The 26,566-nt window shown below is 70.8% G+C and carries 25 protein-coding genes; 12 read left to right on the top strand and 13 right to left on the bottom strand.

Translation table 11 applies throughout. The features are described 5' to 3' along the window. Positions 1-107: 107 nt before the first annotated feature. Both ACGFY9_RS18030 and ACGFY9_RS18025 read left to right on the top strand, forming a co-directional pair. A complete protein-coding gene (locus tag ACGFY9_RS18030; protein WP_393755154.1) occupies positions 108-1,040 on the top strand; it encodes an SDR family NAD(P)-dependent oxidoreductase in 933 nt (310 codons plus the stop codon). A 17-nt stretch (positions 1,041-1,057) separates the two neighbouring features. Beyond that, positions 1,058-2,272, top strand: coding sequence for a low temperature requirement protein A (locus tag ACGFY9_RS18025; RefSeq protein ID WP_393755152.1), 1,215 nt, complete (start codon positions 1,058-1,060; stop codon positions 2,270-2,272). A gap of 13 nt (positions 2,273-2,285) precedes the next feature. Here ACGFY9_RS18025 and ACGFY9_RS18020 read toward each other — a convergent pair whose 3' ends face one another. Next, a complete protein-coding gene (locus ACGFY9_RS18020) occupies positions 2,286-2,756 on the bottom strand; it encodes a nuclear transport factor 2 family protein (RefSeq protein WP_393755151.1) in 471 nt (156 codons plus the stop codon). Positions 2,757-2,814: 58 nt separating this feature from the next. Here ACGFY9_RS18020 and ACGFY9_RS18015 point away from each other — a divergent pair, with 58 nt between their 5' ends. After that, positions 2,815-3,426: a TetR/AcrR family transcriptional regulator gene (locus tag ACGFY9_RS18015; protein ID WP_393755149.1), complete on the top strand. Its 612-nt coding sequence runs from the start codon at positions 2,815-2,817 to the stop codon at positions 3,424-3,426. A gap of 16 nt (positions 3,427-3,442) precedes the next feature. On the opposite strand, the gene ACGFY9_RS18010 is transcribed toward ACGFY9_RS18015, so the two are convergent. Continuing rightward, positions 3,443-4,237, bottom strand: coding sequence for a VOC family protein (locus ACGFY9_RS18010; protein ID WP_393755147.1), 795 nt, complete (start codon positions 4,235-4,237; stop codon positions 3,443-3,445). 121 nt (positions 4,238-4,358) lie between these two features. Between ACGFY9_RS18010 and ACGFY9_RS18005 the strand changes: the two genes are divergently transcribed. The 4 genes from ACGFY9_RS18005 (at position 4,359) to ACGFY9_RS17990 (ending at position 9,046) form a co-directional block, all read left to right on the top strand. After that, positions 4,359-5,369, top strand: coding sequence for a zinc-binding alcohol dehydrogenase family protein (locus ACGFY9_RS18005; RefSeq protein WP_393755277.1), 1,011 nt, complete (start codon positions 4,359-4,361; stop codon positions 5,367-5,369). Between the two features lie 252 nt (positions 5,370-5,621). Then, complete coding sequence (locus ACGFY9_RS18000; protein ID WP_393755145.1) at positions 5,622-7,067, top strand: family 2B encapsulin nanocompartment shell protein; 1,446 nt, start codon at positions 5,622-5,624, stop codon at positions 7,065-7,067. 16 nt (positions 7,068-7,083) lie between these two features. Beyond that, complete coding sequence (locus tag ACGFY9_RS17995) at positions 7,084-8,121, top strand: family 2 encapsulin nanocompartment cargo protein terpene cyclase (RefSeq protein ID WP_393755143.1); 1,038 nt, start codon at positions 7,084-7,086, stop codon at positions 8,119-8,121. A 49-nt stretch (positions 8,122-8,170) separates the two neighbouring features. Next, a complete protein-coding gene (locus ACGFY9_RS17990; RefSeq protein ID WP_393755141.1) occupies positions 8,171-9,046 on the top strand; it encodes a geranyl diphosphate 2-C-methyltransferase in 876 nt (291 codons plus the stop codon). A 3-nt stretch (positions 9,047-9,049) separates the two neighbouring features. Here ACGFY9_RS17990 and ACGFY9_RS17985 read toward each other — a convergent pair whose 3' ends face one another. Then, on the bottom strand, positions 9,050-9,478 hold the full coding sequence (locus ACGFY9_RS17985) for an STAS domain-containing protein (protein WP_393755139.1): 429 nt from the start codon (positions 9,476-9,478) through the stop codon (positions 9,050-9,052). Positions 9,479-9,710: 232 nt separating this feature from the next. Here ACGFY9_RS17985 and ACGFY9_RS17980 point away from each other — a divergent pair, with 232 nt between their 5' ends. The 3 genes from ACGFY9_RS17980 (at position 9,711) to ACGFY9_RS17970 (ending at position 13,053) form a co-directional block, all read left to right on the top strand. Continuing rightward, entirely contained in the window at positions 9,711-10,385 is a 675-nt protein-coding gene (locus tag ACGFY9_RS17980) for a response regulator transcription factor (protein ID WP_393755137.1), read from the top strand. A gap of 8 nt (positions 10,386-10,393) precedes the next feature. Then, positions 10,394-12,058, top strand: coding sequence for an ATP-binding protein (locus ACGFY9_RS17975; protein ID WP_393755135.1), 1,665 nt, complete (start codon positions 10,394-10,396; stop codon positions 12,056-12,058). A 77-nt stretch (positions 12,059-12,135) separates the two neighbouring features. Next, positions 12,136-13,053, top strand: a complete 918-nt coding sequence (locus tag ACGFY9_RS17970; protein WP_393755133.1) for an SGNH/GDSL hydrolase family protein — start codon at positions 12,136-12,138, stop codon at positions 13,051-13,053. Here the strand turns inward: ACGFY9_RS17970 and ACGFY9_RS17965 are convergent. The 9 genes from ACGFY9_RS17965 to ACGFY9_RS17925 all read right to left on the bottom strand — a co-directional run bounded on the left by ACGFY9_RS17965 (position 13,007) and on the right by ACGFY9_RS17925 (position 23,611). Then, a complete protein-coding gene (locus tag ACGFY9_RS17965; protein WP_393755131.1) occupies positions 13,007-13,675 on the bottom strand; it encodes a TetR/AcrR family transcriptional regulator in 669 nt (222 codons plus the stop codon). The genes ACGFY9_RS17970 and ACGFY9_RS17965 overlap by 47 nt on opposite strands. Beyond that, positions 13,672-15,678 carry a CocE/NonD family hydrolase gene (locus ACGFY9_RS17960; protein ID WP_393755129.1) on the bottom strand — a complete coding sequence of 669 codons (2,007 nt, stop codon included), beginning with the start codon at positions 15,676-15,678 and terminating at the stop codon, positions 13,672-13,674. Before ACGFY9_RS17960 ends, ACGFY9_RS17965 begins: the two co-directional genes overlap by 4 nt. After that, a complete protein-coding gene (locus ACGFY9_RS17955; RefSeq protein ID WP_393755128.1) occupies positions 15,675-17,405 on the bottom strand; it encodes a dipeptide ABC transporter ATP-binding protein in 1,731 nt (576 codons plus the stop codon). The genes ACGFY9_RS17960 and ACGFY9_RS17955 overlap by 4 nt, the downstream gene beginning before the upstream one ends. After that, positions 17,405-18,292, bottom strand: a complete 888-nt coding sequence (locus ACGFY9_RS17950) for an ABC transporter permease (RefSeq protein ID WP_393755127.1) — start codon at positions 18,290-18,292, stop codon at positions 17,405-17,407. Before ACGFY9_RS17950 ends, ACGFY9_RS17955 begins: the two co-directional genes overlap by 1 nt. Further along, positions 18,289-19,245 carry an ABC transporter permease gene (locus ACGFY9_RS17945; protein WP_329352469.1) on the bottom strand — a complete coding sequence of 319 codons (957 nt, stop codon included), beginning with the start codon at positions 19,243-19,245 and terminating at the stop codon, positions 18,289-18,291. Before ACGFY9_RS17945 ends, ACGFY9_RS17950 begins: the two co-directional genes overlap by 4 nt. Before the next feature lie 2 nt (positions 19,246-19,247). Continuing rightward, the gene (locus ACGFY9_RS17940; RefSeq protein WP_393755125.1) at positions 19,248-20,831 is read right to left on the bottom strand and encodes an ABC transporter substrate-binding protein; all 1,584 of its coding nucleotides are present in this window, start codon (positions 20,829-20,831) and stop codon (positions 19,248-19,250) included. A gap of 187 nt (positions 20,832-21,018) precedes the next feature. Beyond that, a complete protein-coding gene (locus tag ACGFY9_RS17935; RefSeq protein ID WP_393755124.1) occupies positions 21,019-21,777 on the bottom strand; it encodes an ABC transporter permease in 759 nt (252 codons plus the stop codon). Continuing rightward, on the bottom strand, positions 21,774-22,583 hold the full coding sequence (locus ACGFY9_RS17930; RefSeq protein WP_393755123.1) for a class I SAM-dependent methyltransferase: 810 nt from the start codon (positions 22,581-22,583) through the stop codon (positions 21,774-21,776). The genes ACGFY9_RS17935 and ACGFY9_RS17930 overlap by 4 nt, the downstream gene beginning before the upstream one ends. Continuing rightward, a complete protein-coding gene (locus tag ACGFY9_RS17925) occupies positions 22,580-23,611 on the bottom strand; it encodes an ABC transporter substrate-binding protein (RefSeq protein ID WP_393755122.1) in 1,032 nt (343 codons plus the stop codon). Before ACGFY9_RS17925 ends, ACGFY9_RS17930 begins: the two co-directional genes overlap by 4 nt. Positions 23,612-23,767: 156 nt before the next feature. On the opposite strand from ACGFY9_RS17925, the gene ACGFY9_RS17920 reads away from it, so the two are divergent. Beyond that, a complete protein-coding gene (locus ACGFY9_RS17920; RefSeq protein WP_393755120.1) occupies positions 23,768-24,526 on the top strand; it encodes an ABC transporter ATP-binding protein in 759 nt (252 codons plus the stop codon). A gap of 146 nt (positions 24,527-24,672) precedes the next feature. Here the strand turns inward: ACGFY9_RS17920 and ACGFY9_RS17915 are convergent, their stop codons facing one another. After that, positions 24,673-25,176, bottom strand: a complete 504-nt coding sequence (locus ACGFY9_RS17915) for a VOC family protein (protein ID WP_393755119.1) — start codon at positions 25,174-25,176, stop codon at positions 24,673-24,675. A gap of 121 nt (positions 25,177-25,297) precedes the next feature. On the opposite strand from ACGFY9_RS17915, the gene ACGFY9_RS17910 reads away from it, so the two are divergent. After that, positions 25,298-26,515: an epoxide hydrolase family protein gene (locus ACGFY9_RS17910; protein WP_393755118.1), complete on the top strand. Its 1,218-nt coding sequence runs from the start codon at positions 25,298-25,300 to the stop codon at positions 26,513-26,515. Positions 26,516-26,566: the final 51 nt, after the last annotated feature.

The following is a 26,566-nucleotide window of genomic DNA, read 5'->3' as shown; positions in this document are numbered from 1 at the left end:
GCGAGGGGCCCGGCGTCACCCTCGGCAAGCGGTGCCGGTTCGAGAGGCGGTGTTCACAGCCACTGCTAATATACAGATGTCAATTAGTCCACCTGTTGGGGTTCCAGATGTTCAGTGCGGACACAACCGCCGCCGAAGTGATCGACGGCGTCGACCTGCACGGCCGCCGGGCCGTGGTGACCGGGGCCAGTTCCGGGATCGGGGTGGAAACGGCCCGGGCGCTCGCCGCGGCGGGAGCCGATGTCACCCTCGCCGTACGGAACACCGACGCGGGCGCCCAGGTCGCGGAGCGCCTGGAGAAGGAACTGCCGCCCGGATCGGGGCAGTTGACGGTCGGGCGGCTCGACCTGGCCGACCGGTCGACGATCACCGCATTCGTGGCGGCCTGGCAGGGCCCGCTGCACATCCTGGTCAACAACGCCGGCGTCATGGCCACGCCCGAACTCACCCGCACGCCCGAGGGCCGCGAATGGCAGTTCGGCGTCAACCACCTGGGCCACTTCGCCCTCGCCACCGGCCTCCACTCGGCTCTCGCGGCGGCGGACGGCGCGCGGATCGTGTCGGTGAGCTCCATCGGCCACCTCTTCTCCCCCGTCGTCTTCGACGACCTGGACTACCGCTTCCGCCCCTACGACCCCTGGACCTCGTACGGCCAGTCGAAGACCGCCAACGCCCTGTTCGCCGTCGGTGCCGCCGAGCGCTGGGCCGCCGACGGCATCACCGCGAACGCGCTGATGCCGGGCAATATCGCGGACACCTCCCTGTCCCGGCACATGGACATGGACCAGGTGGCCGCCTTCATCGCCTCGGGCGAACTCGCGCTGCCGCCGCAGAAGTCGGTGGAGCAGGGCGCCGCGACCTCGGTCCTGCTGGCCGCCTCGCCGACCGTGCAGGGCGTCACCGGCGCCTACTTCGAGGACTGCGCCCGATCCGAGCCGGTCACCGAGCGGGCCGGAGCCGTCGCCGGCGTCGCGCCGTACGCCCTGGACCGGGACAACGCGGCCCGCCTGTGGGCCGTGTCCGAAGATCTCGTCCGCTAGCCCCTTACGCTGCGCGCATGACCTCGCGACAAGAGCAATTCGCCCGGGTGCGCCGCCACTTGTGGCGACCCCCGCGCCCCCACGGCGAACAGCCGCGCGAGCGGGTGGTCGGACCGCTGGAACTCTTCTACGACCTGGTCGTGGTCGTGCTGGTCGCACAGGCCGCCCACCATCTGTCCGGAGAGCTCGACTGGCACGGACTGGGCCTGTTCGCGGCGGTGTTCGCGCTGGTGTGGATCGCGTGGCTCAACGGCAGCCTGCATCACGAACTGCACGGGCACGAGGACGCGCGCGGCCGGAGCATGTTCCTGCTGCAGATCCTCGTGCTCGTCCCGCTGGGCGCGTTCATCCCCGGCGCGGGCGACGAGCGCGGTGCCGCGTTCGCCGTGGACGCGGGGGTGCTGTTCGGGGTCCTGGCGCTGCTGTGGCTGCTCGCCTCGCGCAGTGACACGCCCGAGTTCCGGCGCCCCAGCACGCTGTACGTGACGGGGACGGCGGCCTGCGCGGTCGTGCTGGCCGCGAGCGCGGCCCTGCCCGCCGACGCCCGTGTGCTGACGTGGGGCGCGTTGGCCGTCGTCTATCTGGTGGGGTTCGTGTTCGTGATCGGGAGGGCCATTCCGGAACAGGTGGTCGCGCTCAGCGTGACCGACGCGCTCACGGAACGGTTCGGGCTGTTCATCATCATCGTGCTCGGCGAGAACGTGACCGGAGTGGTCGACGGACTGGCCCACGAGCCGACCAACGCGCTCACCCTCGCCGTCGGACTGGTCGCCGTGGTCGTCGGGTTCGGCGCGTGGTGGACCTACTTCGACTTCGCCGGACACCGGCTGCCGAGACCCACGCGCGCGTGCGCCCTGCGGTGGATGGTGGTCCATCTGCCGATCACGGCCGCGGTGGCGGCCATGGGCGCCGCGATGGTCGGCCTCGTCGAGCACGCCCACGACAGCCGGACGCCCGCGGCCACCGCCTGGGTGCTGTGCGGGGGCGCGGCCGCCGTGCTCTGCGCGACGATGGTGCTCGCGGCGTCCACGCGCCACTGGAACGAGAACCTCGGGCTCTACCGGCCTCTCGCCCGCACCTGTGTCGCCATGGCCGTCCTGTGCGTGGGGGTCGGCGCCCTGCGCCCGGCTCCCCTCGTCCTCGGCCTGGCACTCGTCCTGCTCTTCGGCATCCCCTGGGGAGTCGCCGTGGCCAACCGCGTGGCCCACTACGTGGAAGAACCGGCCACGTGACCCCGCCCGGGCGTCAGGGCGTCGACGTGCGCGTCTCGGTCCAGTCGACCAGCAGCCGGCGTTCGGCGAAGTACCAGTCGCCGTCCTGCTTGGCGAACTCGTCGAGGTAGCGGATGGAGGCGATCATCAGCGTGCGCCGCCCGGACTCGTCGACCCCGATGTGATGGGCCAGGCAGTAGCTCTCGCCTGTCGCCCGGTCGTCGCCGTCCATGGAAATGGTGCTCTGGCCGTTGAAGTGCGTGGTCGCCCGGTAGGTGTTGAGGTTGTCGAACACCGGGGCCAGGGACTCGCGCCCGTGCAGGGTCTGCGTCGGCTCGGCGGCCGTGGCGTCCATGAACACCAGGAAGCGGGTGTCCTCGGTGAACAGGCTCATCTGGCCCTTGGCGTCCCGCCGGTCCGCGCAGTGCGCGTAGGCGTCGACCAGCTCGCGGATGGCCAGCCGGTCGGCGGCTTCCCGGGGTGAGATCTCGGTGTGCGAGGCCATGACCTTGTCCCTTCACCACGCTATTTGACATGTGTATAAAATCACTCCCCATGGCAGAGTGCAACGTGCACCCGAGGAGGGCAGAGCACTGAGCGACCGGATCGATCCGCGCATCACCCGTACGACGCGGGCCTTCGAAGAGGCGATCATTGACCTCGCCGCCGAGCGGCCCGTCTCGCAGATCACGATCGGCGAGCTGGCCGACCGCGCCGGGGTCACCCGCGCGACGTTCTACAACCGCTACAGCTCCCCGCTGGACCTGCTCATCCAGGTGCTCCACGCCGACCTGGACCGCGGCCACCTGCTGGAGGCCGAGCGCCGCGCGCAGGGCGACTCCGCCCCCGAACTGCTGCGCCTGGCCACGTCGGAGGTGGCCGACCACGTCGAGCGGTACCTGCCGATATACCGGCACGCCCTCGACGACCCGGCGGACAGCGGCGTGTACGAGGCCCTCGTGCGCCACTTCAGCGACTACACGCTCGCCCTCATGGCCGACGGCCACCACCCGGGACTCCCCGAGGCCAACCGTCACGTGATCGCGCAGTTCATGGCGCGCGGCTTCGCGGGAGCCATCAGGGCATGGCTCGACGACCCGTCCGTCACGAAGGCCGACCTGGTCGACGCGGCCGTGGCCTGCGCTCCCGCCTGGTGGGCGGCCGACGGGAGCTGATCGACGACCGGCCCGGCTAGACGCCCGTGCTCGTGGGCATCTCTCCCTGGGTCGTGGTCACGTCGATCACCGTGAACGCGGCGCCCTGCGGATCGCTCAGGGCCGCGAACCGCCCGAAGGGACTGTCCATGGGGCCGAAGCGCACGATGCCGCCCAGCTCGGTGGCCTTGGCGACGGCTTCGTCGCAGTCGGGGACGGTGAAGTACACGTTGACGTACGACGGCACCTCGGGCGGGAACTCGTCGCCCATCGCCATCCGGCCCAGCACCGTCTCGTCGCCGACGTTGTACATCCGGTAGTCCATGCCGCCGCCGTCCATCTGCTTCTGCGCGTACGGGAAGACCGCCGCGAAGAACGCGTCCGCCTTCGCGGGTTCGCGGGTGAAGACCTCGGCCCAGGCGTAGGCGCCGGGCACGCCCGTGGCCTCGAAGCCCTCGTGGGCGCCGCCCTGCCAGACGCCGAAGACGGCGCCGCTGGGCTCACTGGCCAGGCACATCGTGCCGAAGTCGCCGACCTTCATCGGCTCCATGAGCACCTGCCCGCCGTTCTCGCGGATCTTCGCCGCGGTGGCCGCCGCGTCCGGTGACGCGAGGTACAGGCACCACTGCGACTGCCCCTCCGCTCCGGGCATCGGCGGTACGACGGCCGCGACCGCCTTGTCGTCGACGAAGGCCTGGGTGTAGTTGCCGTACTCCGACGACGCGTCGCCGAAGGTCCAGCCGAGGACCTCGCCGTAGAAGCGCTTGGCTCCCTCGACGTCGCTGAACATCGCGTCGGCCCAACAGGGCGTTCCCTCAGGTTGTACGGCCATGATCGCGGCCCTCTCCGATAGGTCGGGTTGTCCGAATTCTCACGCTAGTCACCCGGAGAGCAGGACGCGCGCCGAACGCCGCGGTCCGTTCCACACTGGACGCATGGCGGATACGACGACGATGCGCGCGTGGGCCGTGACCGAGCCGGGTCCCGTCGAGGGGGGTTCTCTCCAGCTCGTGGAGAAGCCGGTGCCCGTACCTGGGGATGACGAACTGCTCGTGCACGTGCGCGCGTGCGGGGTGTGCCGGACCGATCTGCATGTCACCGAGGGGGATCTGCCGGTGCACCGCCCGGAGGTGACTCCGGGGCACGAGGTCGTCGGGGTGGTGGCGGGACTCGGGGCCGGGGTGAGCGGGTTCGCGGTCGGTGACCGGGTGGGCGTCGCGTGGCTGCGCCGTACCGACGGCACGTGCGCGTACTGCCTGCGCGGGGCCGAGAATCTGTGCCCGCGCTCCGAGTACACCGGCTGGGACGCCGACGGCGGCTACGCGGAGTACACGACCGTACCGGCCGCGTTCGCCCATCGGCTCCCGGCCGGCCTCGACGATGTGGCCCTGGCGCCGCTGCTCTGCGCCGGCATCATCGGCTACCGCGCGCTGCGCCGGACCGCACTGCCGCAGGGCGGCCGCCTTGGTCTCTACGGCTTCGGGGGCAGCGCCCATCTGTGCGCCCAGGTGGCGCTCGCCGAGGGGGCCACCGTGCATGTGCTGACCCGGGGCAGGGCGGCGCAGCGGCTCGCGCTGGACCTGGGGGCGGCTTCGGCGCGCGACGCCTACGAATCTCCGCCGGAGCCGTTGGACAGCGCGATCCTGTTCGCGCCGGTCGGCGATCTCGTGCCGGTGGCGCTGCGAGCGCTCGACCGGGGCGGGGTCCTCGCGGTCGCCGGCATCCACCTCAGCGACACACCGCCCCTGGACTACGAGCACGAGCTGTTCTACGAGAAGGAGTTGCGCAGCGTCACCTCCAACACCCGTGCGGACGCGAGGGAGTTCCTCGATCTGGCCGCCCGGCACCACGTGCGCGCGACCACCCACACGTATCCGCTCGCGCGGGCCGCGGACGCGCTGACGGATCTGAAGGCCGGCCGTTTCGACGGGGCCGCGGTGCTGGTGAACGACCTCAACGGGTAGGCGGTGCGCAGGGGTTCGCGGGTGGACGACCTCAACAGGTCGGCGGCGCACGGAGGTTCGCGCAGGTGAGGCGCTCCAGCGCCCCGTGCGCCGGGGCACGGGAAGGATCTCTTCCTCTCCCCGCCTCGATCGGCGGTTTACACCCTCCCGGGCGTGAAGCCGCCCCCTGCGCGCGGTTACCGGTCCTGGGCAGGACTGTTTGGCTTGAACACCGACGACGCGCTCACCCCTGTTCACCTCCCGGGAGGGAAAGTGTCCACTCCGGAAAGCGCCCACGGACCCGCCACCGACGAACCCGACCCCACGGCACCCGGCAACGGTCAACAACCCACCAGCCTCAGCACCCTGGCGGCACGTCAGCTCGCCACGACCACCAAGTCCGAACCCCAGATGCAGGCCATCACCTCCCGATGGCTGCTGAAGATGCTGCCCTGGGTCGACGTGCGGGGCGGTGCCTACCGCGTCAACCGGCGGCTCCAGCTCAGCGTCGGCCGCGGCCGGGTGCAGTTCGAGCAGAACGGCGCCGACGACATCAAGGTCATCCCCGAGACCCTCACCGAACTGCCGGTGCTGCGCGGGTACTCCGACACGGAGGTCCTGAAGGAGGTCGCGGGCCGGTTCCGGGTCCGGGAGGTGCGGGCCGGCCAGATCCTCTTCGAGGCCGGACAGCCCGTCACCGAGGCCTACTTGGTCGCGCACGGCCGCTTCACCCGCTACACCGCCGGCAAGTACGACGAGGAGGAGATCCTCGGCGTCGTCACCGACGGCGACCAGATGGGGGACGAGGCGATAGGGCAGTCCGACCCGCTGTGGCTGAGTTCCGTGCGCGCCGAGACGGCGGGTGTCCTGCTCGTGCTGCCGTGGGACGTCGTGACCGAATTCACCGGCCGCGTACCGTCGTTGGCCGCACATCTGGAGGCGTACGCCGAGCGGCAGCGGCTACCGATGAACCGCAAGGGCGAGGCCGACGTCCCGGTGCAGGCCGGCCATGTGGGCGAGCCGACGCTGCCCGGCGGCTTCGTCGACTACGAACTCGCCCCGCGCGAGTACGAGTTGTCGCTCACCCAGACCGTGCTGCGGGTGCACACCAGGGTCGCCGACCTCTACAACGACCCGATGGACCAGACCCAGCAGCAACTGAGGCTCACCATCGAGGAGATCCGTGAGCGGCAGGAGTGGGAGCTGGTCAACAACCGGGAGTTCGGGCTGCTGCACAGCGTCGACTACACCCAGCGCATCAGCACCTTCACCGGCCCGCCGACCCCGGACGACCTGGACGAACTGCTCGCGATGCGGCGCAAGACGCGGCTCTTCCTCGCCCATCCGAAGGCGATCGCGGCCTTCTTCCGACAGTGCAACCGGCGTGGCCTGGTGCCCGGCACGGTGAACGTCGAGGGGCACGAGATCCCCGCCTGGCGCGGTGTCCCGTTCTTCCCGTGCGGCAAGATCCCGATCACCCCGCAGCACACCAGCAGCATCATCGCGCTGCGCACCGGGGAGGCCGACCAGGGTGTCATCGGGCTGTTCCAGACCGGTATCCCCGAGGAGTTCCAGCCCGGCCTGAACGTGCGCTTCATGGGCATCGACTCGGCCGCGATCATCCGCTACCTCGTCACCGCGTACTACTCGATGGCCATCCTGGTGCCCGACGCGGCGGGAATCCTGGAGAACGTCCAGATCGGCCGGACCGCCGAATGACGGCGTGGAGCACCTCATGACCACATCCCTTTCGCTGCCCGGTCCGCCGAACCTGGCCGGCGCCGTCCGAGCCCGGCGCACCGGGGCGATCCCCGGCCTCAAGTACCGACCCGCGGCGCCCGCCGACCCCGAGAAGGCCGCGGAGATCGACCGCAGGCTGGAGGCCTGGGCGCGCGAGCTCGATCTGTTCCCGGCCGCGTGGGACGGGGACTTCGCCGGCTTCCGGTTCGGCCGGGCCGTGGTGCTCCAGCACCCGGGGGCGCTCGACCTCGAACGCCTCACCGCCGCGGGCAAGTTGCTGCTCGCCGAGAACATCGTCGACAACTGCTACTGCGAGGAGGACGAGGACAAGGGCGGCTCGCACCGCGGCCTGGGCGGACGGCTGATCTTCGGACAGTCCGCGCTCGACCCCTTCCACTCCACCCCCGAATACGAGGAGGAGTGGCGGCACGGCGTACAGGCGGACGGCCCGCTGCGCTCGTACCACTTCGCGCTCAAGGACTACGCCCTCCTCGCCACCCCCAGCCAGACCGACCGGTTCGTGCACGACATCGCCCGGCTCCACCTCGGCTACCTCGCCGAGGCCGCGTGGGCGGAGATCCGGTACAAGCCGCGTGTCTGGGAGTACCTGGTGATGCGGCAGTTCAACAACTTCCGCCCCTGTCTGTCGATCGTCGACGCGATCGACGGCTACGAACTGCCCGAACAGGTCTACGCCCGTCCCGAGATCCAGCGGGTCACGGCCCTGGCCTGCAACGCCACCACGATCGTGAACGACCTCTACTCCTTCACCAAGGAGCTGTCCGACCCGGATCACCTCAACCTGCCCCAGGTCGTCGCCGCCAACGACCGGCGCGGGCTGAAGGCGGCCTATCTGAAGTCCGTCGAGATCCACAACCGGATCACGGACGCCTTCGAGGAGGAGTCCGCGCTGCTGTCCGCCGCATCGCCCCTCGTCGAGCGCTACACCCAGGGCCTCGCCGCCTGGGTGGCCGGCAACCACGAGTGGCACGCCACCAACAGCCACCGGTACCACCTGCCCAACTACTGGTAGCAGAACAGCCCCTGACATCTCGTCAGACGTACGACGCTAGGAGTCACCGTTGACCACAGCCGACGCCGGCCGCACCACAGCCCCGGTGCCGACCCAGTCCACGTACCAGAACCGTGTCGCGGAGTACTGGAACGCCGAAGAGAACCCGGTCAACCTCGACCTCGGACAGATCGACGACCTGTACCACCACCACTACGGAATCGGCGGGGCCGACGAGTCCGTGCTCGACGAGCCCGACCCCGTCCGGCGCCGGGAGCGGCTCACCGCGGAACTGCATCGTCTGGAGCACGCGCAGGCCGAGCTCCTCGCTTCCCATCTCGGCCAACTCACCCCGGAAGACCGGGTGTTCGATGCGGGCTGCGGGCGCGGCGGGGGCAGTGTCGTGGCGCATCTGGGGTACGGCTGCCGGGCGGACGGGGTCACGATCTCCGCCAAGCAGGCCGAGTTCGCCAACGCGCAGGCACGCAAGCGGGGCATCGACGGCAAGGTGCGCTACCACCATCGCGACATGCTCGACACCGGCTTCCCGACAGGGGAGTTCGCCGCGTCCTGGAACAACGAGTCCACGATGTATGTGGAGTTGGACCTGCTGTTCGCCGAGCACGCCCGGCTGCTGCGCCGGGGCGGACGCTATGTGGTGATCACCGGCTGCTACAACGACACGTACGGCCGGGCCTCGCGCGAGGTGTCCCTCATCAACGCCCACTACATCTGCGACATCCACCCCAGGTCGGAGTACTTCCGGGCGATGGCCCGCAACCGGCTGGTGCCGGTCCATGTCCAGGACCTCACCGAGGACACGATCCCCTACTGGGCGCTGCGCAAGCAGGCCGACCATCTGGTGACGGGGATCGAGGACACCTTTCTGGACGCCTACCGCAACCGCAGTTTCCAGTATCTGCTGATCGCGGCCGACCGGGTCTGAGTCTCAGCGCCCGGCGATCCTGGAGGCCGCCTCCGGGAGGCCGGGCACCGGATCGAGCAGGTCCAGCGTGCCGTGCGCCCGCAGCAGGCGCACGGTGCGCGGAGCGCACACCACAGCGAACCCCGCCTCGTGCTCCCGCACCCGGCGCCGGAAACGCAGCACCAGGTTGAGGCCGGTGGAGTCGATGAACGTGGTGCGGCGCAGATCGACGACGTAGGCGGGCGCGCGCAGCGCCACCACCGAGTCGAGCCACTCGCGCAGCGGGGTAGCGGTCGCGAGGTCGACGTCGCCGTGCAGATCGACGACCAGCAGGCCGTCCCGCGTGCCCAGCAGGGCGTGTTCGCCGGGTGCGGGCCAGGCCGGGGTGGGCACAGGCTCCGGGCCGTTCTCGTACCGCAGGGCGTTCTCGGGCAACAGGCCGTTCTCGTGCAAGGTGTTCCGTCCCCGTTCCGTGCCTTCCGCGCGCGGGCGCGCGATCCGGCGCGGGTCCGTGCGGCGGCTTCGACATCCCCGCACCGCACGAGCCCGCGCCGGAACTCCCCCCGAGCGGCTCCCCCTTGAACCGTGGGTACCTACTGTTCTACCTTCGCCACATGGTCGGGGCATCAACGCCCGCTCATCAGCGACACAACGAGCGGGCAGCAGTTGGGCCAGGTGATCCGGAATGCGTCCGCACCTCGCCCTGATCGAGGACGAACCCGATTTCGCACTGATGTGCCGTTCCTATCTGGAACGCGAGGGATTCACCGTCACCTGGGCCATGGACGCCCGCGCCGGAAAGTCCGTCCTCCACGAGAGCCGTGTCGATCTCGCCGTCCTCGATCTCGGCCTGCCGGACGGCAGCGGCCTGGAACTCCTCCGGGCCCTGAGGCCCACCAGCCGCCTCCCGGTCATCGTGATCACCGGGCGGGGCGCGGAGGCCGACCGCGTGGCAGGCCTGGAGATCGGCGCCGACGACTACCTGGTCAAGCCGTTCTCGCAACGGGAGTTGGTGGCCCGGATCCGGGCCGTACTGCGCAGATCGCAACCGCCGGAGGTCCCGGCCGTGTTCCAGATCGGCTCGCTGCGGATCGACACGGCGGCCCGCCAGGCGTCCGCCGACGGCGTCTTCCTGACGCTACGGCCCAAGGAGTACGCCCTGTTGGAGATGCTCGGGGAGGCGCCCGGCCGGGTGTTCTCCACGGAGCAGGTACTGGAGCGGAGCTGGGGTGCCTCCTGGCAGCAGCCGGCGACCGTGATCGAGCATGTGTACCGCCTGCGCGGCAAGCTCGCGGCACTCCCCACGCCCGCACCCCGGATCACCACGGTCCGTGGCTACGGCTACCGCCTCGACCCCTGAGAGCCGCCATGCCGCCCCCCGCCACCCCGGACTTCCGGCGTCTCTTCGACTCGGCGTTGTCCCCGCTGCTGGTGCTCAGCCCCGACTTCACCATCGTCGAGGTCAACCGCGCGTACCTCGCCGCCACCCGTACGGGCCGCGAGATTGTCGGGCAGCGGATCTTCGACGTGTTCCCCGACAACCCGGACGATCCGTCGGCCGACGGCGTCGCCAATCTGCGCCGCTCGCTGGAGTCGGTGGTGGCGACGGGCCGCAAGGACACGATGGCCCTGCAGCGCTACGACATTCCCGGCGGCGAGGCGGGCACCTTCGACGAGCGGTACTGGAGTCCCGTCAACTCCCCCGTCCTGGACACCGACGGACGCGTCACGCACATCATCCACCGGGTAGAGGACGTCACGGACTTCGTCCATCTGCGCCGGGTCGGCCGGGAGCAGGAACGTGCCGCGGCGGAGGCGCAGATGCGGGCGGAGGGCATGGAGATCGACCTCTTCGTCCGGGCCCGGGAGATCCGCGAGGTCAACGAGCAGCTGAGCCGCGCCAACGCCGAACTGGACGCGGCCGGGCGGCAGTTGAGGGAGGAGCAGCGGGCCAAGGACCGTTTCATCGCGACGCTCTCGCACGAGCTGCGCAACCCGCTCGCCGCCGCCACCGCGGCCGTGGAACTGCTCTCACTCGATCTGCCGGACGGCGGCCGTCCCGCACTGTCCGTCCTGGAACGGCAGTTGGGCACGCTCGTGCGGATGAGCAACGATCTCCTGGACGGCACGCGGGCGTTGACCGGCCGCCTGGAACTGGTAACCGAGCGGGTCGACGTGCGGTCCGTGGTCGCGAGCGCGTGCGCCGACATCCGCAACCTGTTCGGACACGAGGAACGCACGCTCCAACTCACCTTGCCCGACACACCCGTTGTCGTCGACGGGGACCGGCTGCGGCTCGCCCAGGTGCTGACGAACCTGCTGTCCAACGCCCTCAAGTACACCCCACCCGGCGGACGTACCGAGGTCCATCTCGCGATCGACGAGGGGCAGGCCCGGCTCACCGTCCAGGACGACGGCATCGGTTTCGAACCCGCCCGGGCCGAGGACCTGTTCGGCGTGTTCACCCGCGTGGCCCCGGCAGGTCCCAACACACCCGAGGGCCTCGGTCTGGGCCTCGCGGTCGCGCGGACGGTCGTCGAACTGCACGGCGGCCGGATCAGCGCGCGGAGTGAAGGCCCCGGCAAGGGAGCGGAGTTCACCGTGCTGCTGCCGCAGGCCGACGAGGAGGCTCCGGAGCCGCCACGGCCGTCCGCGCTCCCTCGTCCCCGGCGCCAACTGGCCATCCTGATCGTGGAGGACAACACCGACCTGGCCGCGACATACCGCACCCTGTTGGAGCGGCAGGGTCACCACGTCACCGTCGTCCACACCGGCGCGGACGCGCTCACCGCGACGGGGTCCGACGTCTTCGACGTGGTGCTGTGCGACCTGGGCCTGCCCGACACCGACGGGTACACGGTGGCCCGTACGGTCGGTGCCCGCCCGCACGGCACCCGGCCGCGTCTGATCGCGGTCTCCGGGTTCAGTCAGGGCACCGACCGCTCGCTGTCCCGGGCGGCCGGCTTCGACGCCCATCTCGCCAAGCCGCTCCCGCTGACCGATCTGCTGGAGTTCCTGGAGAGTCCCGAGTAGTCGGGTGTCTTCCTCCTTCCGTCCGGCTGTGCTTGCCTGAGGGGCCGTTTTCCGGTGCCCGGGACGGGAGTTGGCGTATGCGGAAGCCGTGGATCGTGGGTATGGCGCTGGCCGCGGTGCTGCTCGGCGCGTGCACGGACCCGTCGTCCGGGCCCGAGGCCGCCCCGCCCACCCCGTCCGTGCCCACCACCACGGAACGACGGGCGCCGGCCTCGCCGAGCAGTGCCCCGGTGGTGAAGTCGGCGCCCCGGGTGCTGTATCTCGGGGACTCCCTCGCGATGGAGAGCCAGAACGTGCTCGGGCGGGAACTACGCGGCGAGTTGGACGCGACGTACACGAGCGCCCCGTACTCGGGGACCACGCCGTGCGACTACCTGGAGGGCACCAAGGAAGGTTCGCTGGTCCCGGACGGGGACAAGGCGGCCGTGCTGGTGCGTGCGCTGCACCCGGACTTCGTGGTGCTGCAGTTCTGGGGCAACGCCTGGGGCTACACGCCCTGCATGGACGGGATCACCTACGCCGCCGACCGGGAGACGTACTTCAAGCGGTACGAGGCCGACATCAGGAAGCTCACCGCGCAGATCGCGAGCGCCGGAGGCGCCCAACGGCCCACGATCGTCTGGGTGTTGCAGGGGCCCGATCCGATGACGCCCGAGCGCGTCCGGAACGTGAACGCGCTCTACGAGTCGCAGGCCAGGTCCGCGGGCGACATCGTCGCCGACGCCGGCAGGACCGTCAGCCCGGCCGGCGCCCGCTACACCTGGACCCAGTACCTGCCCTGCACCGCCTACGAACGCGCCCACCCCGACTACTGCACCCAGCCGGACAACGACCGCACCGCCCTGCACCTCGACAAGGACTACCTGCACTTCTGCCTGGTGCCGACGACGTCAACGCCGAGGCCGTGTCCGGTGCACTCCCCCGGCATCCTGCGGATCGCCCGGGAGATCACTCGGGTGATCGGCGCCCAAGCTCGGTCTCGATCAGGCGGTTGAGGTGACGGCGGGCGTCCTGGGTGCTCAACGGGGGTGCCTGGCGCAGGCGTTGCAGGGCTAGGCCGTCGGCGAGGGCGGCGAAGCGGACGGTGAAGCCGTCGAGGTCGTCGGCGTCGAACTCGCCGTCGGTGACGCCCCGTTGGGCCAGTGCGCGGATCTGCTGGTGCCAGGTCTCGTAGCGATGGGCCTGTCCGCCGCTGAAGGCCTCGTCGGTGCCCTGTTCGCCGGCGTTCCAGTAGTCGAACCACATGCGCCAGTGCCGGTCGGTGTCCTCGGTGAACAGCGCGTCGACGAGCAGCCGCAGCGCCTCGGCCCCGCTGGTCGCCTGCTCGGCCGCCTCGCTCAACTCGGCGTAGTAGCGCTCGATATGGAGGACCATCGCCTCGGAGAGGATCTCCTGCACGCTGCCGAAGTGGTAGGTGACTGTGCCGACGGAGACCCCGGCGGCGGCTGCCACGTCCCGGACGCCGACCGAGGCGTAGCCGCGTTCCGCTATCAACGGGACGGCCGCCTCGACGATGAGCCGCCGGCGCACCTCGGTGGGCTGCCGGGTGCGGTCGGCGGCGGCGACAGCACGGCGCGGGGACTTGGCGACCGGCTGGGGCTGCTTGGCAGCTGTCATCCCGACGTCCTCGGGGTGGTGCGGTGCCATGCTCGCTCGGCCACTGTCTCTCCGTTCGCCCGTGCTTCGACCCGACTGTCCATGACGAAGTCCGCGGCCGTGGCGCGCAGCTCCGTCCGCGCCATGATCTCAGCGTCGTAGCCGTCCCCGCGGCGCAACCGGATCCGCCACTCCGACACGGCGCTCGCGGACCGCGGGTCGTCGCCGCGGATGCGGTACGTCTCCCGCGCGCTCTCCTCGTAGCGCAGCCCGTCCGGATACGTCCGCGATCCCCCGTAGTTGGGGTCGACCTCCAGCGTCCACTCGCCCTTGGCGACGTCGTGCGTGACCAGTCGCTCGGGGGTCGGCTCGGCGGGCCGGTCGTAGGTCACGTCCAGCGGTACGGCCTGTTCGGGCTCCTCGAAACGGATCGGCGGCTCATCTCCCGCTTCGCGCACGGGCAGTTGTACGGCGCTCTCGGCCGGGACGACCCGCAACTCGCCGCGCTCGCCGTGCGGCCAGACCCACGGCCAGTAGGTGTCGGAGACGGCGAGCCGGATGCGGTGGCCGGGCGGGACGGCGTAGCCGATGCCGGTCAGCTCGAACTCGACGTCCTCGTAGGTCCCCGGTGTCCACTCGACTACCCGGTCACGGCCGTGCCTGCTCAGCAGGTTGAGCACACCACGGGTGACAAGCGTGGACGAGCCGTCCGGCGCCACGTCGCACAGCCGGGCGATGACATGGGCGCGCGGGGCGCTGCTGTCGAGGCGGAGCCTGACGCGCGGGCGGCCGAGGATCTCGACGCGTTCGGTGAGCGGCTCGGAGTCGAAGCAGACCGAACGGCCGTCCTCCTCGCGCTGGTCCGGCGGCAGGTCGCTCGCGTTGCCGAAGGGGAAGAAGCGTCCGGCGTCGAGGCCGGTGTGCTGCGGGGAGCGTACGAGGACGGGCTCCGCGCTCGCGCCGAGGGGGCGTGAGTCCCAACTGGCCTTCGGGCTCGGCCACTTGGCGTCACCCACCCAACGGCCGGGCAGCACGTCGTACGACGTCGCCGGCGGGACCGGGTCGGTGATCCAGGCCCTCAGCAGGGGCTCCGCCATGGCTCCCGTGTCGATGCCCTTGAGGTGCTGGTCCCACCAGCGCAGGGTCTCCTGGAGGAAGCCGATCGCCGGGCCGGGCGGCAGGCCGCGGTCGGGGTACTGGTGCGACCACGGGCCGACGATGCCCCGGACGCGGTCCTCGGGCAGGTGCTCGACGAGCCGCAACACGGCGTCGCGGTACGGGTCGTTCCAGCCGCCGACCGCGAGGACGGCCGCGTCGATGGCGGTGTAGTCCTCGCAGACGCTGCCGTGCTTCCAGTAGTCGTCGCGCTGTTGGTGTTCGAGCCAGGTGTGGAGGAAGGGTTCGAGGGCGTCGAGGCGTTCGCGCCACATCGGCACCCAGCGGTCCGCACCGACGCTCGCCGGGTCCGGCGGGCGGGACGCGAAGGCGAGCATGGTGCCCGCCCAGGCGAGCATGTCGATGCCGAGGACGGCGCCGCCCGTGTAGTGGACGTCGTTGTCGTAGCGGTCGTCGGTCGAGCAGACGGTGACGATTGCCTTGAGGGGTTCGGGGGCGAGAGCGGCGATCTGGAGGGAGTTGAAGCCTCCCCAGGAGATGCCGAACATGCCGACCTTGCCGGTGCACCAGGGTTGTGCGGCAAGCCAGTTGACGACGCCGACGCCGTCCGCGAGTTCCTGCGCGTCGTACTCGTCGCCGGGCAGGCCCTCGCTGTCCCCGTGCCCCCGGATGTCGACACGGACTGAGGCGTAGCCGTGTCCGGCGTACCAGGGGTGGCGCTGGGCGTCGCGGGGCGCGGTCCAGTCGCTCTTGCGGTACGGGAGGTATTCGAGCAGCGCGGGCACGGGTTCCGACTCGGCGTCATCGGGCCGCCAGATGCGGGCGTGGAGCCGGGTCCTTCCGTCCCGGGTGGGGATCCAGACGTCCTCGCGGACGACCCGGCGCTCGAACTGCTCGCGGTACTTCACAAAGCTCCTTCCGCCACAGGGGCGTTGAGGGGGCGCCAGCGACGGACGCGGTGGCCGTCGTCGCCGTGGTCGGTCCAGATGTCGTCCCCGTCCGCCGCGTCGGCCCAGTCGGCGGTGTCGTCGACGTAGGGCCGCGCGTCGGGGTCGGGTTCGAGGGCTGCGGCCATGAGTTGGCGGGTGTAGGGGTGTTGGGGGTCGGCGAAGACGGTCTCCGTCGGGCCCTCCTCGACGACGACTCCGTGGCGCAGTACGACGACCCGGTCCGCGATGCCCCGTACGACGGCCAGGTCGTGGCTGATGAACAGGCAGGCCAGGTCGCGTTCGCGGCGCAGGTCGTCGAGGAGCCGCAGGACGTCGGCCTGGACGGAGACGTCGAGGGCGGTGGTGATCTCGTCGGCGATGAGGACGTCCGGCTCGCCCGCCAACGCCCTTGCGATGCCTATGCGTTGGCGCTGACCACCGGAGAGCTGCGCGGGCAGGCGGTCGGCGAGGGCCGGGTCGAGGCGTACGTCGGCGATGAGCTGGCGGGCCCGCTCGGTCGCCGCCGTGCGGTCGGTCACCGTACCGAAGAAGCGCAGGGGGTGACGGACCGCGTCGCCCACGGAGCGGCGCGGGTTGAGCGAGGTGTCGGCGTTCTGGAAGACGAGCTGTACCCGGCGCCGCAGGGACAGCGGTCGTTGCTGTGCCGGGCGGGCCAGGTCGCCGTCCGCGTGTTTCATCGCGCCGCCGGACGGGGTGCGCAGTCCGGCCAGGGTCCACGCGAGGGTGGACTTGCCGCTGCCCGACTCGCCCACCAGCGCGAGGACTTCGCCGCGCCGGACGTCGAAGGAGACGCCGTGGACGGCGCGGGTGCTGCCGTAGTCGATGGTGACGTCCTGCGCGGAGACGGCCACGGGGGCGTCGGCGGAGACCTCCGCCCGGGGCCTGAGCTCGCGCTCCCCCGCCTCGCCGACGACGGCGAGCCCGGCGTCGTCGAGGCGCGGCACGCTCGCCAACAGGCGCTTGGTGTACGGGTCTTGGGGCTGCGCGAACAGCTGCCTGGTGACCGCCGATTCCACCACCCGGCCGGACCGCAGGACGGTCACCTCGTCGGCCATGTGCGCGACGACTCCGAGGTCATGGCTCACGAGGACGGCGGCGAGGCCGAGTTCGTCGCTCAGGGCGGCGATCAGGTCGAGGACGCTGCGCTGGGTGATGACGTCCAGGCCGGTGGTCGGCTCGTCGAGGACCAGGACCTTGGGGCGGGCCGCGATGGCCATGGCGATGGCGACGCGCTGCTGCTGGCCACCGGACAGCTCGTGCGGGTAGCGGCGGGCCAACTCCGCCGGGCGCGGCAGCCGGACCTGTTCGAGGAGGTCGACGACGGGCACGTCACCGCCCGCCTCGGCGATCTGCCGTCCGATGCGCATGGAGGGGGTCAGGGCGTGGCCGGCGTTCTGGCCGACCATGGCGACCGTTCCGCCGCGCAGTCGTCGCAACTCCCGTGCGGGCAGGGCGAATACGTCCGCTCCGGACACCTCGACCTGGCCACCGGTGATCCGGGAGCCGTGGCGCAGATGCCCGAGCAGGGTCGCGGCGATGGTCGACTTGCCGCTGCCGGACTCGCCGACGAGGGCGTGGGTCTGGCCCTCGGCGACGTCCAGCGACACCTCGTGTACGACGGGGACGTCCTGGCCACCCGAACGGTAGGCCACGGAAAGGGAGTTGACGGACACGATCGAGGTCATCAGGAGCCCTCCCTGATCCGGTCGACGCCCCACGCCTTGGACAGGCCGTCGGCCGCGAGGTTGAGCCCGACCACGAGGGTGGCCAGGGCGATGATGGGGGCAAGGCTGGCCATCGGGACGACGGTGATGGCGGTGCGGTTCTCGGCGACCATCAGGCCCCAGTCAGGAGTGGGCGGGTCGGCGCCGAAGCCGAGGAAGGACAGCGAGGAGATCAGCAGCACGACCCAGGAGGCCCGCATCGCGAACTCCACACACACCACGTCGGTGATGTTCGGCAGGATCTCCCGGCGCAGGATCGACCAGGTGCTCTCGCCGCGGGCGCGGGCCGCGGTCACGTAGTCGGCGGGGACCACCGCGAGGGCGGCGCCGCGCACGACGCGGACGACCTGCGGGACGTAGACGACCGCGACGGCGAGGACGATGACCGCCGGGCCGGTGCCGAGCGCGGTCACGACGACGAGCAGGGCCAGGACGGCGGGGATGGACAGGATCGCGTCCAGGACCCGGCCCAGTACGTCGTCGAACCAGCCGCCGCGCAGGGCCGCCGCGCATCCGATGACCGTGCCGAGGGCGACGGTGATCAGGGTCGCGGTGACGGAGATGCCGAGCGCGTACCGGCCGCCGTAGAGGACGCGGGTGAGGACGTCCCGGCCGTATTGGTCGGTGCCGGCCCAGTGGCTCCAACTCGACCCGAGGAGGGCGTGGTCGGCGTCGTTGGCGATGGGGTCGTAGGAGGTGAGGAGGGGGGCGAGCAGGGCGATCAGGACGTGTACGGCGACGATCGCGAGGCCGATGACGGCGGTGCGGGAGCTGGTCAGGGTGCGCCAGGCGCGGACGGTGCGGGCGCCTCGTACGGTCGTCTGCGGGACGGTGTCGAGCGTGGTCATCGGGTCCTCCCTCGGGTGCGGAGCCTGGGGTTCAGGGCCATGGTGGCCAGGTCGGCCGCGAGGTTGCAGACGACGTAGACGACCGCGCTGATGAGGGCGATGGCCTGGATGGTGGGCAGGTCGCGGTTCTGCACGGAGGAGAGCATCAGCTTGCCGATGCCCGGGTAGTTGAAGACGTTCTCGACCACCGCGACCCCGCCGACCAGCCAGGCGACGTTGAGCGCGATGACGTGCAGCGTGGGCAACAGGGCGCTCGGCAGGGCGTGTCGGGTGACGACCCGCCAGGTGGAGAGGCCCTTGAGGCGGGCGGTGGTGACGTACTCGGTGGCCATCACGTCGATGACCGAGGTGCGGGCCATGCGGACGATGTACGCGGCCATCACCACGGCGAGGGCGAGCGCGGGAAGCCATACGGCGGGCAGGAGTTGGGAGACGGTGGCGTCGGGGCCGTAGAGGACGACCGCCGGGAACCACGGGAGGGCGACCGAGAAGCACAGGACGAGGACGGTGGCCACGACGAACTCGGGGACGCTCATGCCGACGAGGCTGACGGTGGAGATGACGTGGTCGGGCCAGCGGTCGCGGTAGAGGCCCGCGAGGATGCCGAGGACGATCGAGCCGGTGACCGCGAAGAGGACCGTGACGACGGCGATCAGCGCGGAGTTGCCGAGATACATGGACACTTCGCCGCCGACGGCCTTGCCGGAGACGAGGGAGGTGCCGAAGTCGCCGTGCAGGGCGCCCCAGACCCAGTCCCAGTACCGCTCCCAGGCCGGCCGGTCGAGCTTCAGCTTCTCGCGCAGGGCCGCCACCGCGTCCGGGGTCGCGTCCTTGCCGAGGATCTGGGTGGCGACGTCGCCGGGCAGGGCCTGGACGGCCAGGAAGACGAGGATGGAGGACAGGAAGAGAGTGCCGACTGCCGCCGCGATACGGCGGGTTATGAAGGAGAGCATCGTCAGGCTCCCTTCAGGCCGATGGACAGGTAGTCGAACTCGAAGCCGTGCTCGGCGTATCCGCGTACCTTGCGGGAGATGCCGACAAGTCGGTCGGCGAACATCGGGGTCATTGCCCCGCCTCTCTCGATCACCAACGTCTGCGCCTCGCCGTAGAGTTCGCGCCGCTTGGTGTCGTCGATCTCGGCGCGGGCCCTGTCGAGCACCGCGTCGAATTCCTTGTCGGACCAGGCGGTCTCGTTGTAGGAGGAGCCGCTGCGGAAGATCTGGGTGAAGAGCTGGTCGACGGGCCGGCCGGTGAACCAATAGGTCGCCATCAGCGGCTTCTTCATCCAGATCTGCGTGTAATACGAGTCCGCGGAGGCCGTCTTGACCTTGATCCGGATACCGGCGCGCTTCGCCGAGTCCTGGTAGGCGAGAGCCATCGGCGTGAACAGCGGGTCGTAGGACGAGGTGTAGAGGTCCATCGCCAGGCCCTCGTGGCCCGCCTGCTTCAGCAGGTACTTCGCCTTCTCCGGGTCGTGCTTGGGGTGCGCGGAGATGTACGCGGGGTCGCTCGGCGGTACGGGGTTGTCCCAGCCGGCGGTGCCCGCGCCCTGGAGGGCGACCTTCACCACGTGCTCCGGGTCGTAGGCGAGCTTCATCGCCTGGCGGACGCGGACGTCGGTGAAGGGCTTCTCGGTGGTGAGCATCGGGAGGACGTACCACTGGGCGTTCTTCACACGGGCGATGGTGGCCCGGTCGGAGGCGGCGACCACGCGGGCGGTCGCGAAGTCGAGGTTGGTCTGCGAGAGCAGGTCAACCTGCCCTGCCAGCAGGGCGTTTGAGCGGGCCGACATGTCGGCGACCGAGTAGAAGGCGACGGCGTCGAGTACGGGGCGGCCCCCGAAGTGGTCCTTGTACGCGGTGACGCGGCCGGGTCCGGCCGGTGCGAACGACTCCAGCTTGAAGGGGCCGGTGCCGATGCCGGTGCGGCCGATGGACTTCGCACTGCCGTCGGGGATGACGTAGCAGTTGTAGTGCGTCAGCAGGCTCGGGAACTCGGCGTTCGGCGACTTCAGTGGCACGACGAGGGTGTGGGCGTCGGGCGTGCCCAGCTTCTCGGGGTCGATGAGCGGGGCGAGGACCGCGGCCTGCGGGGACGCCGTCGCCTTGTCGAGGATGTGGCGCAGCGTGTAGGCGGCGTCGGCGGAGGTGAAGGCGCGGCCGTTGTGGAAGGCGACGCCCTTGCGGAGGCGGAAGGTCCAGGTGCGGGCCTTGGCGTCGGTCTCCCAGGACTCGGCGAGGTCGGGGGCCAGCTCACCGTTCGCGGCGACGCGGACGAGCCGGTTGTAGAGGGCTCCCAGGTACTCGTACGCCGACAGGGAGCTGGCCGGGTCGAGGGTCTCGGCGTCGGAGGCGGGCGGCCGGGCGATGCGCAGGGTGCCGCCGCGGTCGGGGGCGCCCTTCTCCGCGGCGGCCGGCAGGACGGGGGCGGCCTGTGCCCCACTGCAGCCGGTCAGCAGCCAGGACCCGCCGAGCGCGGCGGCCGAGGCGACGCCCGCGGCGAGCACCGACCGGCGGCCCGGGTGGTGGATGTCGGACATGTACCGACCGTCCTTGTCGCTATTCGTTCAGCCGAACGATTGAGTGAAGTTGGTGAACGATAACGAGGGGATGGTTTCCCGCCAACCCTTTGGGCCCGGAAATTAACGTCCGAAACGCACTGGTTACGCGGAGGGGGCGCGCCGGCGTCCCGGCGACGGGCCGCGCGGCGGCTCCGGGGACGGCCGCTCAGCCGGTGGTCTCGCGGGCCCAGGGCAGCAGCGCCCGCTCCGCGAGGACGACGACGTAGAAGAGCAGCACGCTCATCGCGCTGAGCAGGGCCATCGCGGCGAACGCGAGAGGCGTGTCGGCGTTGCCGCCGGAGGCCACGATGACGTAGCCGAGGCCCTGGTCACCGCCCGCGAACTCGCCGACGACCGCGCCGACGACGGCCAGGGTGACGCCCAGGCGCAGGCCGGTGAAGACCTGGGGCAGGGCCCAGGGGATGCGGAGCTTGCGGTAGGTCTGCCAGCGGGACGCGGTGAGGGAGTGGGCCAGTTCGGTCAGCTCCAGGGGGACCGAGGTCAGCCCGGCCATGGTCGACACCACGACGGGGAACCAGGCGAGCAGGGCCACCATGAACACCTTGGGGGCGGTCCCGAAGCCGAGCCAGACCACGAGGAGCGGTGCCACCGCGATCTTGGGTACGGCATTGACGGCGACCAGGAGCGGCATGACCGCGCGTTCCACGCCACGGGACGCGGTGAGCAGGACGGCGGTCGCGAGTCCCGCGCCCACGGCCAGGCCGAAGCCGACGGCCGTCTCGGTGAACGTCTGCCAGGTCTGCCGGAGCAGATAGCCGGGCAGCCGGTCGAAGGCGCGGACGACGTCGGGCGGTGACGGCAGCAGGAACGGCCGGATACCGAAGGCGACGGTCGCCAGCCACCACCCGGCCAGCGCGCACACCGCCGCCAGGACCGGCGGCCCCGCCGCCAGAACGCGTCTCACGCGGAGGGCCTGCGGCCGATGGTCGAGTAGGTGAAGTGGCCGCGTACCAGCAGCCGGGGATCGGCCACCAGCCGGTCCAGCTCGTCGAGTTGGGCCTCCGTCATGCCGGCCGCCAGGAAGTCCTCCCTCGCCTGCGCGATGTTCGCGCCGATCAGCAGCGCGCCGGCGGTGCCGCCCGGCCAGGACCGGGCCTGGATCACGGTGTCCACGTCGGCCAGGCCCGCCGCGAGCATGGCGGCGGGCACCCGGCCCGCCCAGGTGGGGTCGTTGCCGTGGGCGGGCAGGACGCGTTCGACGAGCAACTCGTGGTAGCGGTCGACCAGTTGGGCCGCCTCGGGGGTCGGGGCAGCCAGCACCAGCTTGCGGAAGGTCGTCTCGAAGTCCTCCACCACCAGCGCGCCACCGGGTGCGAGCGCCGCCGCGAGCCTACGGAGAATGGCCTCCCGTCCGGGCAGGTGCAGCAGCACCAGCCGGGCGTGGATCACGTCCCAGGGTCCGTCCGGCACCGGTTCGCTCTCCAGGTCGTGCACCAGCACGTCGTACGGCGGACTCGGCGGCAGATGACGGGTGTTGACGTCGGTGGCCAGCACCCGCCCGGTCGGCCCCGTCGCGCGGGCGAGCCAGGCGGCGATGCTGCCGCCTCCCGCACCGGTCTCCAGACAGCGCCGGCCGGTCAGGTCGCCGAGGGACGACAGCCGAGAGATGGTGAACTCGTCGAGGATCGCGGGGAGTTGACCGTGCCGGTCGACGGCCTCCGGGTGGTCGTTGTCGAAGACGTACGGGAGCGGGGTCTCCAAGTCCGTCAACTTCCCTTCATGGCAGCGAAGTCGACGACGTCCTGCGGGGTCATCCCCGGCTGGATGACACCGGCGTTCTGCAGGCTGGTGATGGCACGCCGCATCCGCGCCTCGGTGATCGTGCCGATGGACGACTCGCCCTCGGCCGTCACGGACGGCGTCATCAGCTTGATCTCCGCGGTCGCGGCCGTGGCGTCCGTCTCCGGGTGCTTGGCGTGCAGCAACTTCCCGGCCTCGTCGGGGTGTTGGATCGTGTACTTCAGCCCTTTGAGCAAGGCGGTGCGGAAGCGCTTGACCAGGTCCGGTTTCTTCGCGGCGATGGAGGCCGTGGTGACGGTGGCGTTGCCGTAGAGGTCGGGCAGGTAGGTGCTGTAGGGAAACACCACGACGTGCTTCGACCTGGCCTGCACGGTGGCCTTCTCGATGGTGGGCCTGCCGATCAGGAACGTGCTGAGCGCGTCGGCCTTTCCGCTCGCGAGGGCCGGGCCCAACTGGACGGGCTGGACCGCGATCCAGTGGATTCCGGCGGAGTCGATGCCGGCGAGCTTGGCGTAGCCGGGAAAGAGCAGCTGGTTCACGGAGTTGGCGGCGGCCGCGATCCGCTTGCCCTTGAGGTCCTTGGGGGTGGTGATGCCCGAGCCCTGCATCGCCACGATGGAGACGAGGGTCCGCTGATGGATGGCGAGTACGGCGCGGAAGTCGCGGTAGGCCGTGGAGTTCTTGGCCCCCGCGGAGATCGTCGCGCCTGTGAAGTCCAAACTCGTGAACTGCGCGTTTCCGGAGGCGAGGGCCTTGAGGTTCTCGCCGGTGGCCTTTCCGAGTTCGATCTGTACGTCGATTCCCGCCTGCCGGAAATAGCCCTTCTGCTCGGCCACCCAGGCGAAGGCGTCCCGTCCCGCCGCGCCGAAGGCGGTGACGTAGGTGATGTGATCCTTGGCCGGACTCTGGCTCTTGGAGGAGGAGTTGGAGTCACAGGCGGCGGCCAGCAACGTGACCGCCGTACAGAACACCGTCGCCGTGCGGTATGAGCGGATCATGCGACCTCCCCTGACGGGGGAATGGGTGGGGGGACGGCGGCACTTGAGGGGGCTTTATCGCCGGGGTCGCGATCCGGAAAATCGTACGCGCGCATGCCACAATCCAGCAGAGCGATTTTCGGTACTCCGCGCACGGCGGCCGACGGGAGTCGACGCGTGATCCAACTACGGGGTGTGTCCAAGGAGTTCGCGCACCGGCGGGGCTCCGTCGAAGCGCTTCACGGCATCGATCTGGAGGCCGCCGACGGCGAGTTCGTGGCGGTCGTCGGGCGGTCCGGTTGCGGGAAGTCGACGTTGCTGCGGCTGATCGCGGGGCTGGTGCCGCCCACGCGGGGCGAGGTCCTGATGCGCGGCCGGGCCGTCACCGGTCCGCGCCCCGACTGTGCCGTCCTCTTCCAGCGTCCGGCGCTGCTGCCGTGGCGGTCGGTGCTGGACAACGTGCTGCTGCCTGCGGAGATCGCGGGCGAGCGACGCAACGGCTCACGCGAACGGGCACTGGGGCTGATCAGCACGATGGGCCTCGACGGCTTCCAGCGCCGCCTGCCGCACGAGCTGTCCGGCGGGATGCAGCAGCGGGTGGCGCTGTGCCGGTCGCTCATGCGGCGGCCCCGGGTGCTCTTGATGGACGAGCCGTTCTCCGCGCTCGACGCGCTCACCCGGGACGAGTTGTGCGCCGAGTTGCAGCGGACGCACCGCGAGCATCCGTCCACCGTCGTCCTCGTCACGCACTCCGTGGACGAGGCGGTCCTGCTCGCCGATCGGGTGGTCGTCCTCACGCCCCGGCCCGGCCGGATCCGTACGGTCCTCGACATCACCCTGCCGCGTCCGCGCACCCGCACCGAGGCCGGCCAGGCGGAGCAACTGGCCCGGCGGGCGGCCGAGTTGCACGCGATGCTGCTGGACAGCGAGAGCTGACCCCAGCGCGAGACCCGCTGCGCGAACCGGCCGCCTGGCCCACCCCGAGCCTGGTGCCCCGGGGAACGAGCAGGCCCCGATGGCTTCCACGAGCCGGAGCCTGCTCCCCGCGACCACCCGTCACCGGTGACCTGTCCGTCCGGCCGTCACTCCCCGGCGAAGGCCTTCTCCAGCGCGGCGAGGTCGAACTTGCTCATCGCCATGAAGGACTCGGTGGCACGGGCGACCTTCGCCGGGTCCGGGTCGGTGATCATGTCGATGAGCCGGGTGGGGACGACCTGCCAGGACACGCCGAACTTGTCCTTGAGCCAGCCGCACGGACCGGGCTCGCCGCCGTCGGTGAGCTTGGTCCAGTAGTAGTCGATGTCCTCCTGGTTCTCGCACGGGATCTGGAAGGACACCGCCTCGGTGAACTTGAACTCGGGGCCGCCGTTCAGCCCGACGAACTTCTGGCCGAGGGCCGTGAACTCCACGGTGAGCACCGAGCCCGCCGGTTGCGGGGCGCCCTCGCCGTAGTGGCTGATACGGCCGATGCTGGAGTTCTTGAAGATCGACACGTAGTGGTGGGCGGCTTCCTCGGCCTGGCCGTCGAACCAGAGACACGTGGTGAATCCGTCGGTGGGTACGTCGGTGGTCATGAGCTCCTCCATGGGCTCCGGGTGCATCGAACACGGTCATCTGTATCGACCCCCGCCCGCCGCGAAACTCATCGGTCGGACGGCCGGATAATCCGGGTGGCCGATGCCCCGCCCGGAACTAGTCTCGAATTCCATGACGTCCTCGCAGGCAGACAGCGTCCACCCCTTCCGCATCGACATCCCGCAGGCCGACCTCGACGACCTGCACGCCCGCCTCGACCGCACCCGCTGGCCCGACGAGCTGCCCGGCACGGGCTGGGCGTACGGCGTACCGGCCGGCTATCTGCGGGAGCTGGTCCGGTACTGGCGGCACGCGTACGACTGGCGGGCGGCCGAGGCCGAGCTGAACGCGTGGCCGCAGTTCACCACCACCATCGACGGATCGAAGGTCCACTTCGCGCACATCCGCTCCCCGGAACCGGACGCCACCCCGCTGATCATCACGCACGGCTGGCCGGGCTCGATCGTCGAATTCGTCGACATCGTGGGCCTGTTGACCGATCCCGCGGCCCACGGCGGCGACCCCGCCGACGCCTTCCACGTGGTCGTGCCCAGCATTCCGGGCTTCGGGCTGTCCGGGCCACCCGCCGACACCGGCTGGGAGACGGGCCGGATCGCCGACGCCTGGGCCGAACTGATGCACCGGCTCGGCTACGAACGGTTCGGCGCGCAGGGCGGCGACTGGGGCTCGGCCATCTCCCGCGCGCTGGGCCGCGCCCACCCCGACCGTGTCATCGGCGTCCACCTCAACCTGTTGCTGGGCGCGCAGGCACACACAGAGCCCACCGCCGAGGAGCTGGCCGCGCTCAGCCCCGAGGAGCGGGAGGACACCCAGGAGTCATGGCGCCGCTGGGCCGCGTGGTCGCGCGAGGGCACCGGATACGCCGTCCTCCACGCCACCCGCCCGCAGACCCTGGCGTACGGCCTCACGGACTCGCCGGTCGGCCAACTCGCCTGGATCGTCGAGAAGTTCAGAGAGTGGACCGACTCGGAGGACCTCCCCGAGGAGGCCGTCGACCGGGACAGGCTGCTCACGAACGTGATGCTGTACTGGCTGACGGGGACCGCCGGTTCGGCCGCCCGGATCTACTACGAGTGGGCCCACACCACGGGCGCCCGGGCCGCCGCGCCCACGCTCCCGTCGACCACCCCCACCGCGCTCGCCGTCTTCCCGGCCGAGATCCAGATCCCCCTCCGCCACAAGGCCGAACGGACCGAGAACATCGTCCGCTGGACCAAGCTCGACCGGGGCGGCCACTTCGCCGCGATGGAGGAACCGGACCTGCTGGCCGAGGACGTACGGGCCTTCTTCCGGGAACTCCGAGAACGCCGGGAGAAGGGCGTCGGCTGACCCGTCTGCTCATGGCGAATCTGCTGAAAGCCTAGAAATCCCCAGGCCGGG

Source organism: Streptomyces sp. NPDC048504, from assembly GCF_043200035.1.
In the GTDB taxonomy this organism is placed as follows: domain Bacteria; phylum Actinomycetota; class Actinomycetes; order Streptomycetales; family Streptomycetaceae; genus Streptomyces.
The sequence above is the reverse complement of the archived record's forward strand: the minus strand, read 5'-3'. Positions and strand labels throughout refer to the sequence as shown.